This is a genomic window from Rhodococcus (subgen. Prescottella) equi, assembly GCF_003013675.1.
GTDB classification, from domain to species: Bacteria; Actinomycetota; Actinomycetes; order Mycobacteriales; family Mycobacteriaceae; genus Prescottella; species Prescottella equi.
In genome coordinates, this window is the sequence record NZ_CP027793.1 from 681,058 (window position 1) to 696,152 (window position 15,095).

16 protein-coding genes are annotated in these 15,095 nt (G+C 68.3%); all 16 read left to right on the plus strand.

Annotated features, from left to right (window positions below; translation table 11 throughout):
* Positions 1 to 90 precede the first annotated feature (90 nt).
* The 16 genes from C7H75_RS03120 (at position 91) to C7H75_RS03195 (ending at position 14,569) form a co-directional block, all read left to right on the plus strand.
* On the plus strand, positions 91 to 1,443 hold the full coding sequence (locus tag C7H75_RS03120) for an amidase (RefSeq protein WP_106850925.1): 1,353 nt from the start codon (positions 91 to 93) through the stop codon (positions 1,441 to 1,443).
* 261 nt (positions 1,444 to 1,704) lie between these two features.
* Entirely contained in the window at positions 1,705 to 4,038 is a 2,334-nt protein-coding gene (gene ftsH / locus C7H75_RS03125; RefSeq protein WP_106850926.1) for an ATP-dependent zinc metalloprotease FtsH, read from the plus strand.
* 84 nt (positions 4,039 to 4,122) lie between these two features.
* On the plus strand, positions 4,123 to 4,740 hold the full coding sequence (gene folE, locus C7H75_RS03130; RefSeq protein WP_005515748.1) for a GTP cyclohydrolase I FolE: 618 nt from the start codon (positions 4,123 to 4,125) through the stop codon (positions 4,738 to 4,740).
* 32 nt (positions 4,741 to 4,772) lie between these two features.
* Positions 4,773 to 5,582: a dihydropteroate synthase gene (gene folP / locus C7H75_RS03135; RefSeq protein WP_044990435.1), complete on the plus strand. Its 810-nt coding sequence runs from the start codon at positions 4,773 to 4,775 to the stop codon at positions 5,580 to 5,582.
* A 25-nt stretch (positions 5,583 to 5,607) separates the two neighbouring features.
* On the plus strand, positions 5,608 to 6,027 hold the full coding sequence (gene folB / locus C7H75_RS03140; RefSeq protein ID WP_022593951.1) for a dihydroneopterin aldolase: 420 nt from the start codon (positions 5,608 to 5,610) through the stop codon (positions 6,025 to 6,027).
* Positions 6,024 to 6,530 (plus strand): 2-amino-4-hydroxy-6-hydroxymethyldihydropteridine diphosphokinase, encoded by a 507-nt coding sequence (gene folK / locus C7H75_RS03145; protein WP_064077718.1) that lies wholly within the window; start codon positions 6,024 to 6,026, stop codon positions 6,528 to 6,530. Before folB ends, folK begins: the two co-directional genes overlap by 4 nt.
* 5 nt (positions 6,531 to 6,535) lie before the next feature.
* Complete coding sequence (locus C7H75_RS03150; protein ID WP_005515741.1) at positions 6,536 to 7,003, plus strand: DUF3180 domain-containing protein; 468 nt, start codon at positions 6,536 to 6,538, stop codon at positions 7,001 to 7,003.
* Positions 7,004 to 7,096: 93 nt separating this feature from the next.
* Positions 7,097 to 8,065, plus strand: a complete 969-nt coding sequence (locus tag C7H75_RS03155; RefSeq protein WP_106850927.1) for a DUF6779 domain-containing protein — start codon at positions 7,097 to 7,099, stop codon at positions 8,063 to 8,065.
* A gap of 134 nt (positions 8,066 to 8,199) precedes the next feature.
* Complete coding sequence (locus tag C7H75_RS03160) at positions 8,200 to 9,126, plus strand: Rossmann-like and DUF2520 domain-containing protein (protein ID WP_005515738.1); 927 nt, start codon at positions 8,200 to 8,202, stop codon at positions 9,124 to 9,126.
* Positions 9,123 to 10,067, plus strand: a complete 945-nt coding sequence (gene panC, locus C7H75_RS03165; RefSeq protein ID WP_013414785.1) for a pantoate--beta-alanine ligase — start codon at positions 9,123 to 9,125, stop codon at positions 10,065 to 10,067. Before C7H75_RS03160 ends, panC begins: the two co-directional genes overlap by 4 nt.
* A gap of 32 nt (positions 10,068 to 10,099) precedes the next feature.
* A complete protein-coding gene (panD, locus tag C7H75_RS03170) occupies positions 10,100 to 10,522 on the plus strand; it encodes an aspartate 1-decarboxylase (RefSeq protein WP_005515735.1) in 423 nt (140 codons plus the stop codon).
* A gap of 4 nt (positions 10,523 to 10,526) precedes the next feature.
* The gene (locus C7H75_RS03175; protein ID WP_022593959.1) at positions 10,527 to 11,339 is read left to right on the plus strand and encodes a type III pantothenate kinase; all 813 of its coding nucleotides are present in this window, start codon (positions 10,527 to 10,529) and stop codon (positions 11,337 to 11,339) included.
* Between the two features lie 150 nt (positions 11,340 to 11,489).
* The gene (locus C7H75_RS03180) at positions 11,490 to 12,074 is read left to right on the plus strand and encodes a cysteine dioxygenase (RefSeq protein WP_005515731.1); all 585 of its coding nucleotides are present in this window, start codon (positions 11,490 to 11,492) and stop codon (positions 12,072 to 12,074) included.
* Entirely contained in the window at positions 12,071 to 12,493 is a 423-nt protein-coding gene (locus tag C7H75_RS03185; protein WP_005515730.1) for a rhodanese-like domain-containing protein, read from the plus strand. Before C7H75_RS03180 ends, C7H75_RS03185 begins: the two co-directional genes overlap by 4 nt.
* A gap of 82 nt (positions 12,494 to 12,575) precedes the next feature.
* Positions 12,576 to 14,087: a lysine--tRNA ligase gene (gene lysS / locus C7H75_RS03190; RefSeq protein WP_022593961.1), complete on the plus strand. Its 1,512-nt coding sequence runs from the start codon at positions 12,576 to 12,578 to the stop codon at positions 14,085 to 14,087.
* 128 nt (positions 14,088 to 14,215) lie between these two features.
* Entirely contained in the window at positions 14,216 to 14,569 is a 354-nt protein-coding gene (locus C7H75_RS03195; RefSeq protein WP_005515728.1) for a histone-like nucleoid-structuring protein Lsr2, read from the plus strand.
* Positions 14,570 to 15,095: the final 526 nt, after the last annotated feature.

Sequence of the window (15,095 nt, forward strand, 5' to 3'; positions counted from 1 at the left end):
CCGTCCGAAGATGGGGAGTGCAGAAGGGTGGGTACAACTCACCCCTCGGGGTACTCGAAATCTTATCGCCGACGGACGGATACTCGGCAGGTGCGAGATCATCTGGTCGAGGAGTTCACCGCCACGTCGATCGCAGCCCGGGTCCGCGCGGGTGAGCTGTCTCCCGTCGCCGCCGTCGAGGACGCGCTAGGCCGGATCGAGCAACGGGACCCCCGGATCAACGCCTTCGTACGGGTGATGCGGGACCGCGCGCTCACCGAGGCGCGCAGGCTGACCGAACGCGAGGATCTCTCCGATCTGCCGCTCGCGGGAGTGCCCGTCGCGATCAAGGACAACGTGGAGGTGGCCGGCGAACCGATGCGGGACGGCTCGGTGGCCACCAGCCCGATGCCCTCGGCCCACGATCACCCCACCGTCGCGCGGCTGCGGGCGGCCGGGGCGATCCCCGTGGGGCTGACCGCGGTCCCCGAACTGTGCGTGTGGGGCGCCGTCGACTCCCCGGGGCGGATCACCCGCAATCCCTGGAATCCGGCGCTCGTGCCGGGCGGATCGTCGGGCGGCTCGGCCGCGGCCGTCGCCGACGCGATGGTGCCGATAGCGCTCGCCGCCGACGGGATGGGATCGATCCGGATTCCGTCCGCCGCGTGCGGCGTCTTCGGTATCAAGCCGGGCCGGGGACTCGTCCCGGCCGAACTCGGTGTGCACTCGTGGTTCGGGATGTCGGAGAACGGCCCCATCGCGTCGACCGTCCAGGACGCGGCCCTGATGCTCGCGGTGCTCGCCGATCGGCCGGACCTGGCGCAGGTGCCCGCACCGCGGCCGCTGCGAATCGGGGTCGCGACCAACACGCCGTCGCCGATCGTGCGGTTGGACGGTGAATGGGCCCGGGGTGTGGAGGCGACGGCGGCGCTGCTGGGCGCGGGCGGTCACCACACCGTCGGCACGAAGGTGCCGTATCCGCCGAACATGACCGCGGCGTTCGCCCGCTGGTTCGCCGGCACCGCGGCGGATGCCGCCGAGTTGGACCCGGCGTTGCTGCAGCGGCGGACCCGACGCCACGTCGCGATCGGACGCGTGGTGGAGCGGGCGGGCCTGGTCCGCGCCTCTCAGGTGGAACGCCTGGAGGCGCGGATGCGCCGGTTCTTCGACGAGCACGACGTGGTCCTGACGCCCTCCCTCGCGCAACCACCGCTGCCCGCCATCGAGTGGAGCGAGAAGTCGTGGGCGGCCAACGTCGTCGCAAATGTACGATATGCCCCGTTCAGTGCGCTCTGGAACGTCCTCTGCTGGCCGGCCGCGAGTGTTCCGGTCGGTATGCACAGCGGGTCGGGAACACCGCTCGCCGTGCAGATAGCCGCGCCTCCCGGAGGTGAGTCGCAGATTCTCGCGGTGGCCGCCGAAATCGAGCGTCGTCAGGGATGGTCGCGGCACCCCGGTGTGTGAGATGCGGCACGAAACGGGTGGCCACGGCCCCCGATCGGCTCCGGCCGGGAACCAGGACGGCACCGTCGTGCGTTGAACGCAATGACCCCACTTCTCGGAGTGGATGGCTGCTACCAGGCATCGAGCATCATCGTTCGCGGTAATCTGAGATGTCCGGACAGCCGGGAGTTGATTTGTCCGGTACGCCGGACTGATGACCCGTGAACCTGCACGAGCGTAGCCCGCACTACCGAAAGGACCGGCCGCCGTGGCCGAACCTGTATGAACCGCAAGACTGTGTTCCGCAACCTGGCGATAGTCGCCGGCGTCCTGTTGGTGATCTACGCCTTCAGCTACTTCGGTAACGACACGCGCGGCTTCAAATCGGTCGACACCTCCGTGGCGATCGCCCAACTCGACGCCAAGAACGTCGACAAGGCGCAGATCGACGACCGCGAACAGCAGGTGCGCCTGTGGCTCAAGAACGGCGACGACGCCACCGACGGCAAGACCGAGATCATCGCGAAGTACCCGAGTGCCGCCTCCGAGCAAGTGTTCGACAAGGTCGCCGGGTCCGGGGCGGAGCAGTACAACACCAGCGTGACGCAGGAGAGCTGGCTGACGTCGATCCTGCTGTTCGTGCTGCCGATGATCATCCTGCTCGGCATCTTCTTCTTCGTCATGAACCGCATGCAGGGCGGCGGGCGCGGCGGAATGATGGGCTTCGGCAAATCGAAGGCCAAGCAGCTGTCGAAGGACATGCCGAAGACGACGTTCGCGGACGTCGCGGGCGCCGACGAGGCGGTCGAAGAGCTGTACGAGATCAAGGACTTCCTGCAGAACCCCGCGCGCTACCAGGCGCTCGGCGCCAAGATCCCCAAGGGTGTGCTGCTGTACGGGCCCCCCGGCACCGGCAAGACGCTGCTGGCGCGCGCCGTCGCGGGCGAGGCCGGCGTGCCGTTCTTCACGATCTCCGGTTCGGACTTCGTCGAGATGTTCGTCGGTGTCGGCGCATCCCGCGTGCGCGACCTGTTCGAGCAGGCCAAGCAGAACAGCCCCTGCATCATCTTCGTCGACGAGATCGACGCCGTCGGCCGCCAGCGTGGCGCCGGACTGGGCGGCGGACACGACGAGCGTGAGCAGACCCTCAACCAGCTGCTCGTCGAGATGGACGGTTTCGGTGACCGCCAGGGCATCATCCTGATCGCCGCGACCAACCGCCCCGACATCCTCGATCCGGCCCTGCTGCGCCCGGGCCGCTTCGACCGGCAGATCCCGGTCGGCGCCCCAGACCTGGCGGGCCGCCGCGCGATCCTGAAGGTGCATTCGCAGGGCAAGCCGATCGCGCAGGATGCCGACCTCGAGGGCCTCGCCAAGCGCACCGTCGGCATGTCCGGCGCCGACCTGGCGAACGTCATCAACGAGGCGGCCCTGCTGACGGCCCGCGAGAACGGCACCGTGATCACCGAGGCGGCGCTCGAGGAGTCCGTCGACCGCGTGATCGGCGGCCCGCGCCGCAAGAGCCGGATCATCTCCGAGCACGAGAAGAAGATCACCGCGTACCACGAGGGCGGCCACACACTCGCCGCCTGGGCGATGCCGGACATCGAGCCCATCTACAAGGTGACGATCCTGGCTCGCGGGCGCACCGGCGGTCACGCCATGACGGTGCCCGAGGACGACAAGGGTCTGATGACGCGGTCCGAGATGATCGCCCGCCTGGTGATGGCGATGGGCGGACGCGCCGCCGAGGAACTCGTGTTCCACGAGCCCACGACGGGTGCGTCGTCCGACATCGACCAGGCCACCAAGATCGCTCGTGCGATGGTCACCGAGTACGGCATGAGCGCCAAGCTGGGTGCGGTGCGGTACGGCCAGGAGCAGGGCGATCCGTTCCTGGGTCGCTCGATGGGCATGAACTCCGACTACTCGCACGAGGTGGCCCGCGAGATCGACGAGGAGGTGCGCAACCTGATCGAGGCGGCGCACACCGAGGCGTGGTCCATCCTCAACGAGTACCGCGACGTCCTCGACATCCTGGCGCGCGAACTGCTCGAGCGCGAGACGCTCACGCGCAAGGATCTGGAGGAGATCTTCACGTCCGTCGAGAAGCGTCCCCGGATCACGGCGTTCAACGTGTTCGGCGAGCGCACGCCGTCGGACAAGCCGCCGATCAAGACGCCGCGCGAGCTCGCCGTCGAGCGGGGCGAGACGTGGCCGCCGGTTGCCGAGCCCACGCAGGCGATCCCGCAGCCCGCGTTCGCGCACCGGGAGTCGACGGCTCCGGTGAACGGGCACGACGCGACGGATCCGAACCGGGCGCCACGGCCCGAGCAGTCCTACCCGCCGGGCCGGCCCCAGGCGCAGCAGCCGCCGCACGGCACGATGCCCGACTACGGTGCCCCGGCCGGCTGGTCGGCGCCGGGTTGGCCGCCGAAGGAAGGCGCCGACAGCCGGAATCGGCCTCAGCACGGTGGCTGGCAGCAGTACCCGCAGTGGGAGCCCCCGAATCCGCAGCCGGGCGGCCAGGGTGCCCGACCTGGGACTGAAGGGACCGGACGGTCTGATGACGATGCTCGGACGCAGGCATGGGAGGGGCCGAGCGGCTCGCAGTAGTCGGCTCGCAACTAGGCTTGGCCCTGGCCCACTCCTACCTGGGTGGGCCAGGGCAGTCAGCCCCGATACTGGAGGTGCGGTCGGTTGTCGGTGAATCAGCTGGGGAGCGAGTCGGTCGCCCTCGCCACTGGGAGGCCTTTCGATCAGGCGCGCGCGGAAGCGGCTGTTCGCGAGTTGCTGCTCGCGGTCGGTGAGGACCCCGACCGCCCGGGTCTGCTGGACACCCCGGCGCGCGTCGCACGCGCGTACCGCGAGGTCTTCGCGGGTCTGTACACCAACCCCGACGACGTCCTGAACACGACCTTCGACGAGGGACACCAGGAGCTGGTCCTCGTCCGCGACATCCCCATGTACTCCACGTGCGAGCACCACCTGGTGTCGTTCCACGGTGTCGCCCACGTCGGCTACATCCCGGGTCCGGAGGGTCGCGTGACCGGCCTGTCGAAGCTCGCCCGGTTGGTCGATCTGTACGCCAAGCGTCCGCAGGTGCAGGAACGGCTCACCAGCCAGATCGCCGACGCGTTGATGGCCAAGCTCGCTCCGCGTGGCGCCATCGTCGTCGTCGAGGCCGAGCACCTGTGCATGGCCATGCGGGGCATCCGCAAGCCCGGCGCCAGCACGACGACGTCGGCGGTGCGGGGACTGTTCCAGTCGAACTCTGCTTCGCGTGCCGAGGCGCTGGATCTGATCCTGCGCAAGTGATCGCCTTACCGCGCCCCGGCCGCCCCGTCGTGATGGGCGTCCTCAACGTCACCGCCGATTCCTTCTCCGACGGTGGGCAGTTCCTCGATCGGGACGCGGCCGTCGCGCACGGTGTGCACCTGCACCGGCTCGGTGTGGACATCGTCGACGTCGGTGGCGAGTCCACCAGGCCGGGTGCCGCCCGCGTCGATCCGAAGATCGAAGCGGAGCGCGTGGCCCCGGTCGTCGCGGCTCTGGTGGACGAGGGTGTGACCGTAAGCGTCGACACCATGCGGGCATCGGTTGCGCAGGCCGCGATCGAGGCGGGCGTCACCATCGTCAACGACGTCTCGGGTGGGCGTGCCGACTCCGACATGGCCCGCGTCGTCGCCGACGCCGGGGTGCCCTGGGTGCTGATGCATTGGCGGCCCGCGGGCGAGTTCGTGCATGCCGGCGGCTCGACCCACTACGACGACGTGGTGCGCGACGTCCGCGACGAGCTGATGGTCCAGGTGGACGCGGCGATCGCGGCGGGGGTGGATCCGTCGGCGCTGGTGCTGGATCCCGGTCTCGGCTTCGTCAAGGACCCCGACCACAACTGGCAGTTGCTGCACGCGCTTCCGGAATTCGTCGAACTCGGCTTCCCGGTGTTGATCGGGGCGTCGCGGAAACGTTTTCTGGGATCGCTGCTCGCCGACGCCGACGGGGTGGTGCGGCCGCCGTCGGGGCGGGAGACGGCCACCGCGGTGATCTCGGCGCTCGCCGCGATGCACGGCGCGTGGGGCGTACGTGTGCACGACGCGCAGGCCTCGCTCGATGCGATCGCGGTGGCGTCGGCGTGGGCGCGAGGTGCCCAGAGTTGATTCTCGTTTGTGCCAGGAGGTGGCGGTGAGCGGTGGCGGTAGTGGCCCGGATGTCCCGGAAGTCTCGGGTGATCGCATCGAGTTGCGGGGACTGAAGGTCCGCGGCAACCACGGGGTGTTCGACCACGAGAAGCGGGACGGTCAGGACTTCTACGTCGATGTGACGCTGTGGATGGACCTCGCTCCCGCGGCGGCGTCGGACGATCTCCAGGACACCTTCGACTACGGCGACCTGGCGCAGCGCGCCGCCGCGATCGTGGGTGGCCCGGCGCGGGATCTGATCGAGACGGTCGCCGCCGAGATCGCCGACGACGTCATGCGCGACGACCGCGTCCGCGGCGTCGAGGTGGTGCTGCACAAGCCGTCCGCCCCGATCCCGCTGACCTTCGCCGACGTCGCGGTCGTGGCGACCCGCTCGCGCGCCGGCGCCGGGATCCGCCGATGAGCCGGGCCGTCCTGTCCATCGGATCCAACATCGGTGACAGCCTCGCCCACCTGCAAGGTGTGGTCGACGGTCTCCGGGAACACGTGGTGGCGGTCTCCCCGGTGTACGCGACGGCCCCGTGGGGCGGCGTCGAGCAGCAGGACTTCCTGAACGCGATCGTCGTGGTCGACGACCCCGGCACCGATGCCCACGGCTGGCTGCGGCGCGGGCAGGAGCTCGAGGCTTCGGCCGATCGTGTCCGCGAGCAACGGTGGGGCCCCCGCACCCTCGACGTCGACGTCGTCACGTGCGACGGCATCCGCAGCGACGACCCGGAACTGACACTGCCGCACCCGCGGGCACACGAGCGTGCCTTCGTCCTCGTGCCGTGGCTCGCCGTCGAACCCGATGCGACGCTCGACGTCGACGGGGTGGACGTGCGGGTGGACGAGCTGCTCGCGCAATTGGACGCGAGTGAAAGGGACGGAGTTCGGCGGACGACGCAGCGACTGGAACTACGGTAACTGTGATGAAGCCGACCCGGATCTGGGACCTGTTGTCACTGTCGCTGCTCGCGGCAGTGGCGACGTGGCTTCTGCTGCGGGTCGCGTACGGCTCGCTTCCCCCGATCCCGGTCTATGCCGGGGCGTCGCTGTACCCGGTTGCGCTCATCGAGACGATTCTCGCTTTCGTCGTCCGCTCACGTGTGCGCGAGCACGCGATCGGTGACGGGCCGAGGCAGCTGCACCCGATCACCGCGGCCCGGGCGGTCGCGCTCGCGAAGGCATCCGCACTGGTCGGAGCGGCGAGCGCGGGTGTCTGGGCGGGGTTTCTGGTGTTCCTGTGGCCACAGAGGTCGCACCTGCGGGCGGCCGTGTCCGACAGTTCGGGCGTCATCGTCGGGTTGATTGCGGCCGTTTTGCTGGTGGCTGCCGCACTGTGGCTCGAGCACTGCTGCCGCACGCCCGACGACCACCCGGACGAGCCGGCGCATTGAGCGGCACACACCTCGGATCAAACGGGCATAACGGATTGTTGCCACCGTTGTGTCCGGAGCTGGGAACTCTCCCGGTCCGGCTACCCTGATCGCATGACGGTTCCCGGTCGCGCCAAGCAAGTACGCCGTAATCGGCGTAGTGCGAGCCAGATGATCGTCGCCGGCCTCGTCGTGCTCGCCGTGGTCGCGTCGCTCCTCTTGATTTTCAGTGAAAGTGTCCAGCTCCTGCGCGTGGGGCTGGTCGTCGCGCTGTGGGCCGCCACGCTCGGTGCCATCGCGATGACGAAGTACCGCCGTGAGTCCGCGCTCGACAAGGCCAAGGTTCGCGACCTGCAGAAGGTGTACGAACTGCAGCTCGAGCGCGAGATCACCGCACGCCGCGAATACGAACTCGGTGTCGAGGTGCGAGTTCGCGGAGAACTGGGCGCCGAGGCCGAGACCATCGCGGCGCTGCGCGAGGAACTCGCGGCGCTGCGCAAGAACCTCGAGGTCCTGTTCGACGGCCGCCTGCCCGAAGACCGCGTGGCACTGCGCGCGGAGTCGATGCGCGTCCAGGAAATCGCCGGCGGCTACCAGCCCGCCGCGTCGGGACTGTTCGTTCCCGGGGCGGAGAAGCCGGCACGTAACGACAACCAGCCTCCGGCCCCGCGGGGACCGTCCTTCGCGACCCCGTACGACGAGCCGATGACGGCCGAGACGACGGTCGTGCAGCCCGAACCCCTCGATGTCGAGGCTGTGGACGACGAGGCGGAGAAGGTCGAGAAGGCCGAGAAGACTCAGCCGCAGCCCGCGCCCGAACCGCAGCCCGCGCCCGAACCTGAGCCCGAACCGCAGCCCGTGCAGGAGCGGAAGCCGGAACCCGAGCCGGAGCCGGAGGCGGAGTCGCAGTCCGAGCTCGACGACTCCGCACGTCCCACCTCGCGACGCTCGCGCCGCCTGTCCGAGGACGCCGAGCCCGCGGGTGCGCACTCGAGCGGACTCTCGGTCGCTGAGATCATGGCCAACATGAAGTCCGCGGAATCGAGCGGGAGCGCGCCGCGCCGGCGCCGGCGGGCAGAGTAACCGTTCTGCGTCGCACGCGAGTGAGCTGTAGATCACGTCTGTAGCCCGTGGCGGCGCCTCTTCGCGCGGCGCTATCCTCTCCGCAGGACGTCTGGTACCCGCCGAGCGGGACTGGAACGAACGAGAGGACAAGTGTGACCTCTTTCGGGATCACCAATGGGCCTGCGCCTGCGCGATTGACGGTCGGAATCGTCTCCGCGGGTCGGGTCGGCACAGCCGTAGGCTCCGCTTTGGAGCGAGTCGGTCATCTGGTCGTCGCCTGTTCCGCGGTGTCCGACGCTTCCGTCCACCGCGCCGAGACGCGACTGCCGGACAGCGAGATCCTTCCGGTTCCCGAGGTCGCGGCCCGCGCGGAGCTGTTGGTCCTCGCGGTTCCCGACGACGAACTCGCGGGACTGATCAAGGGTCTCGCCGCGACCGAATCGGTACGCCCCGGCACCATCGTCGTGCACACCTCCGGCGCCAACGGCATCGGTATTCTCGAACCGCTCACCGCGCAGGGCGTCGTCCCGCTGGCGATCCATCCCGCGATGACGTTCACCGGCCATGCCGAGGACACCGCACGGCTGTCCGACGCCTGCTTCGGCATCACCGCCGCCGACGACATCGGCTACGCGATCGGCCAGTCGCTCGTGCTCGAGATCGGCGGTGAACCCGTCCGGGTCCGGGAGGACGTCCGCCCGCTGTACCACGCCGCGCTCGCGCACGGCAGCAACCACCTGGTGACGCTGGTCGTCGACGCCGTGGATGCGCTGCGTGTGGCGCTCGAGGGGCAGGAACTGCTCGGCCAGGAACTGGTCGGCTCCGATCCCAACGGGCTGCCCGAGCGGGTGCTGCAGCCGCTGCTCTCGGCGGCGCTGGACAACGCCCTGCGGCGTGGACAGTCCGCGTTGACCGGCCCCGTCGCCCGGGGAGACGCGGCCGCAGTCGCGAAGCATCTCGAGGTTCTCGAGGGCGTCGACCCGCAACTGGCCGCCGGCTATCGCGCCCTGTCGCGGCGGACCGCGCAACGCACGGGATCCAAGCCCGAACTGATGGAAGTACTCGAGGACCGAAGGTGAGCACTGTGACCGAAGCTTCTGCACTGCAGGGCGGATACAAGCGCGGCGAACTGACCGTGCACCACGACCCCGCGATCCTGACGCGGGTGTCGAAGGCGCTGCGCGGCGTCGGCCGTCAGGTCGCTCTCGTGCCGACGATGGGCGCCCTGCACGCCGGGCACATCGAGCTGGTCCGACAGGCGAAGCTGACCGGTGCTGTCGTGGTCGTGTCGATCTTCGTGAATCCGCTGCAGTTCGGCGCGGGCGAGGACCTCGACGCCTACCCGCGCACCCTCGACGCGGATCTGGAACTACTGCGTGCCGAGGGTGTCGAGTTGGTGTTCGCGCCCACCGCCTCCGCGATGTACCCGGACGGGCCACGGACCACGGTGCAGCCGGGTCCGCTGGGTGCCGAACTCGAGGGCGGGAGCCGTCCGACGCACTTCGCCGGCATGCTCACCGTCGTCGCGAAGCTGCTGCAGATCGCTGCGCCCAACGCCGCGTTCTTCGGTGAGAAGGATTACCAGCAACTGACGCTCATCCGGCAGATGGTCCGCGACCTCAACTTCGACGTCCGGATCGTCGGGGTGCCGACGGTGCGCGAACAGGACGGCCTGGCGCTGTCGTCGCGCAACCGCTACCTCGACGCCGACCAGCGGCAGCTGGCCACCACGCTGTCGGCGGCGCTCGTCGCGGGTGCCCACTCCGCGGCCGGTGGTGCGGAGGCGATCCTCGGCACCGCCCGTGCCGTGCTCGACGCCGTCCCCGCGATCGAGGTGGACTACCTCGAAGTTCGCGGCGTCGATCTCGGGCCGGCCCCGGAGCGCGGCGACGGTCGTCTCCTGGTCGCCGCCCGTATCGGCACCACCCGGCTGATCGACAACGTCGGTGTCGCAGTCGGCACCGGGTTCCTCGAGCGCGACACCCAGCCGGGCGACCCGGCCGTCGCGGACATCTACTGACCTCCTCCCACAGACACACCGAAGGGCCGAACATGTTGCGCACCATGATGAAGTCGAAGATCCACCGGGCGACGGTCACGCACGCCGACCTGCACTACGTGGGTTCGGTGACCGTCGACCAGGATCTGATGGAGGCGGCCGACCTGCTCGAGGGTGAGCAGGTGACGATCGTCGACATCGACAACGGCGCCCGCCTCGAGACCTATGTGATCACCGGCGAGCGCGGCTCGGGTGTCATCGGGATCAACGGTGCCGCAGCGCATCTGGTGAACCCGGGCGACCTCGTCATCCTCATCGCCTACGGCGTGATGAACGAGGACGAGGTCCGCGAGTACGCGCCGCGCGTCGTGTTCGTGGACGGCGACAACAAGCCGGTCGAGCTCGGCTCGGACCCCGCGCACGCGCCCGAGGGTTCCGGTCTGATCACGCCCCGGATGCTCTCCAGTCTGGTGTAGGACGGTGCTCCTCACCGTCGACGTCCGGAACACCAACATCGTTCTCGGGCTGTTCACCGGCAGCGGCTCGCACTCGAAGCTGGTGCAGGACTGGCGGATGCGCACCGATCCGCGGATGACCGCCGACGAGTTGGCGCTCAAGTTCCGGGGCCTGCTGGGTGCGAACGCCGAACAGGTCACCGGTGTGTCGGCGCTGTCGACCGTGCCGTCGGTGCTGCGGGAGATCCGGGTGATGCTGGGCCGCTACTGGGACCACGTACCGCACGTCGTGGTGGAGCCCGGGGTGCGCACGGGGGTGCCGTTGCTGGTCGACAACCCCAAGGAGGTCGGGGCCGACCGAATCGTCAACAGTCTTGCGGCGCATCATTTCTACGACGGTGCGTGCATCGTCGTGGACTTCGGGACGTCGACGTGCATCGACGTCGTGTCGGCGAAGGGGGAGTTCCTCGGTGGCGCCATCGCGCCGGGCCTCGAGATCTCCACGGATGCGCTGGCGTCGCAGTCGGCGGCGCTGCGCAAGGTCGAACTGATCCGCCCCAGGTCGGTGGTCGGGAAGAACACCGTGGAAGCGATGCAGTCCGGCGCCGTGTTCGGATTCGCCGGCCTGGTCGACGGTCTGGTGCGCCGAGTTCGCGCGGAGCTCACGGCATTCGGTGGCGCGGACGTCGCCGTCATCGCGACCGGTGACAGTGCGCCGTTGATCATGCCGGAGTGCGAGACCGTCGAACACCACGAGCCCGAGCTGACGCTCGAGGGTCTGCGTCTGGTGTACGAGCGCAATCTCGCGCGTCGTGGAGCGCGTCGCAGCGAGATCTGAGGCGAAGTTGCGCGTCGCCACGCGTGTTCGGGGTTTCCCTGTCGGCGATGTTGTGTCACACTGTTCGACATGTTCCGTTGCATGAGCGCCCAGGAGTGTTGTCGAGGCTGAACGCTGCCTTGACCAATTTCACTTCCTGGAGCTTTGCTCATGCCTTCTTCTTCTTTCGGCGTCTCCACGTCTGCGCTCGACCTCTCCACTCACCCCGACGTCCGTCGTCTCGGATCGTCATTGCCCACGCGACTGCGTCCCGCCGACCTGCTCCGGATCACCGACCAGGGTGCCGCCGACGTCATCGAGGGTCGGCACGACCACCTGCTGCCCGCGGCGTTCCCGACGCACGAGCGCTGGTCCACGCGGCTGTCCTCGGACGACGACGTCGACGTCTGGCTGATCAGCTGGGTTCCGGACAAGTCCACCGAATTGCATGACCACGCAGGATCTTTCGGTGCGCTGACCGTGCTGAGCGGCAGCCTCGCCGAGTACCGGTGGACGGACGGCGATCTGCGTCGCCGCACCCTCGACGCCGGCGATCAGGCTGCCTTCCCGCTCGGGTGGGTGCACGACGTCATGCGTGCTCCCGGCCCCGCCACCGACAGCACCGAACCCACACTGAGCGTGCACGCGTACTCGCCGCCGCTCACCGCCATGTCCTACTACGAGGTCACCGAACACGGCGCGCTGCGCCGCACCCGTACCGAGCTGACCGATCTGCCCGAAGGGGGCTCCAAGTGACCATCGACCAGATGCTCGAGGACGCTCGTTCCCAGCTCGACCGCATGTACGTCTTCGAACTCGTCGAGGCTCACCGCCGCGGCGCGATCTTCGTGGACATTCGCCCGCAGGCGCAGCGTGCGCGTGAGGGCACACTGCCCGGGGCGCTCGCGGTCGAGCGCAACGTCCTCGAGTGGCGGCTCGATCCGTCCAGCGACGCGCACCTCGCGCTCGCGGTGGACCACGACGTCGAATGGGTGATCGTGTGCTCCGAGGGTTACACCTCGAGCCTTGCGGCGGCGTCGTTGCGGCAGCTCGGGCTGCACAAGGCCACCGATCTGGTGGGCGGCTACAAGGCGATCAAGGCGGCGGGTCTGCTCGGCGCGTTGATGGGCGAGCGCCACTGCACCCGTGAACTGGCATCGGTGTCGGCGCACTGACCCCCGACGTCCGGCGGATCCGAAGGCAAGACGTGATACCGGCGCCAAGCTCGACGAGCGCCGCCCTATAGTCTTGTACCCCGTGAGTGAAGCACCCGCGCAGCCAGTAGACGACACCCCCGAGCAGCTCCGGATCCGCCGCGAGAAGCGGGAGCGTCTGCTCGCCCAGGGGCAGGAGCCGTATCCGGTCTCCGTGCCACGCACTCACAGCCTCGCGGAGATCCGTGCCAAGTACCCCGATCTCGAGCCCGACTCGAGCACCGGCGAGCAGGTCGGCGTCGTCGGCCGGGTCATCTTCGTCCGCAATACCGGCAAGCTCTGCTTCGCGACGCTGCAGGAGGGCGACGGCACCCAGCTGCAGGCGATGCTGAGCCTGGCGAACGTCGGTGAGGACGCCCTCGCGGCGTGGAAGTCCGACGTCGACCTCGGCGATTTCGTGTTCGTGCACGGCGAGGTCATCAGTTCGCGCCGCGGTGAGCTCAGCGTCATGGCCGACACGTGGCAGATGGCGGCGAAGTCGCTGCGCCCGATGCCGGTCGCGCACAAGGAGATGAGCGAGGAGTCGCGCGTCCGTCAGCGCTACGCGGACTTGATCATCCGTCCCGAGGCCCGCGACATGGCGCGCAAGCGTGTGGCGGTGGTGCGTGAGCTGCGTAACGCGCTCGAGCGCCGTGGCTTCCTCGAGGTCGAGACGCCGATGCTGCAGACGCTGCACGGCGGCGCCGCCGCGCGTCCGTTCGTCACGCACTCGAATGCGCTAGACATCGACCTGTACCTGCGCATCGCGCCGGAGCTGTTCCTCAAGCGCTGCGTCGTCGGCGGTATCGAGAAGGTGTTCGAGATCAACCGCAACTTCCGTAACGAGGGTGTCGATTCGACGCACTCTCCGGAGTTCGCGATGCTCGAGACGTACGAGGCCTACGGCACGTACGACGACTCCGCGAAGATGATCCGCGAGCTCGTCCAGGAAGTCGCGCAGGCGGCGTTCGGCACGCAGGTCGTCACGCTGGCCGACGGCACCGAGTACGACCTGAGCGGCGAGTGGAAGACGATGGAGATGTATCCGTCGCTGTCCGCCGCGATCGGCGTCGACGTCACTCCCGACACCACGGTCGAGGAACTGCTGGCGCTGGCCGAGCGGGTGGGACTCGAGGTCCCGAAGGACAAGGGCTACGGCCACGGCAAGCTCGTCGAGGAGCTGTGGGAGCACCAGTGCGGTGATCAGCTGTTCGAGCCGACCTTCGTGCGGAACTTCCCGGTGGAGACGTCGCCGCTGACGCGTCAGCACCGCAGCCTGCCGGGGGTGACGGAGAAGTGGGATCTGTACGTCCGCGGATTCGAGCTGGCCACCGGCTACTCCGAGCTGGTCGATCCGATCATTCAGCGCGAGCGTTTCATGGATCAGGCGCGCCTGGCCTCGGCGGGTGACGACGAGGCAATGGTTCTCGACGAGGAGTTCCTGGCGGCGATGGAACAGGGTATGCCTCCGACCACTGGAACAGGTATGGGAATCGATCGTCTGCTCATGGCGCTGACCGGATTGGGAATCCGGGAAACGATCCTGTTCCCAATTGTCCGGCCTTCCGCGCGCTGACCGGCGGCTTTATATTAAATTCCAATGCTGAGTCATCGAATTCGGTGACTCGGGGTACTATTGCATTCGAGTCGCCGACAGGCGGTTAGCGTCCGAGCAGGTCGCAAGATTCGGAAGGAATTGACCCCATGGCAAAGAAGGTCACCGTAACGCTCATCGACGACGTCGATCAGAACGCGACTGCCGATGAAACTGTCGAGTTCGGCCTGGATGGGGTTCTGTACGAGATCGATCTGTCGTCCGATAATGCTGCGAAACTGCGCGAGCAGCTCGAGGTGTGGGTTTCGCACGCACGCAAGGTGACGAAGAGTCGTCGCGGCGGAAAGAGTTCGGCCGCCGCCGGCGCCACGTCCTCGCGACCGTCCGTCGATCGGGAGCAGAGTGCGGCAATTCGCGAATGGGCGCGTCGCAACGGGTTCACGGTCTCGTCCCGTGGGCGCATCTCCGCCGAAATCACCGAGGCGTACAACAAGGCGCACTGATCACGGGCCGAGCACGGCTCCCGCGAATCGGGTCCACCTCCGCTGACTCGCTGATAACGTCCGCGATGTGCAGACGAGGTGGATCTTTGCGGGCACGCAGCCCGAGAAATTACCGCTGAATCGTGCTTCGGACGTTCCGCAAGAAGACCGTCCGGTTTTCTGTGACGCTGCGGGAATTTCGCTGATTCTGGGCAATCCCGGTGGGTCGTCGCGCTGCTCGGACGGCTGGGCGGGTAATCCGTGGGCAAGCCATTCGAGCGCGGAAGTGTCGGTGCGACGCGCCGGTGGTAAGTCGTCGCAGAGTAATTGGTCGGCCTTCCTGTCGGTGTCGATCGTCGAGGGCTATTGCGCCTTCCGGTCGCGATACTTCGCTATGCATGATCTCGAGTGGCCGATTTCTGCCGGCGGTGGTATGAAGCGTGTCGAGCCGTGCGTCGCGAAGTCACATCATTTCCGTGCTGGATCGCACGACGCCCCCGTGCCGACCGATTACGCGGTCGGCGCCGTTACAGGTGTGCCTGTAAAA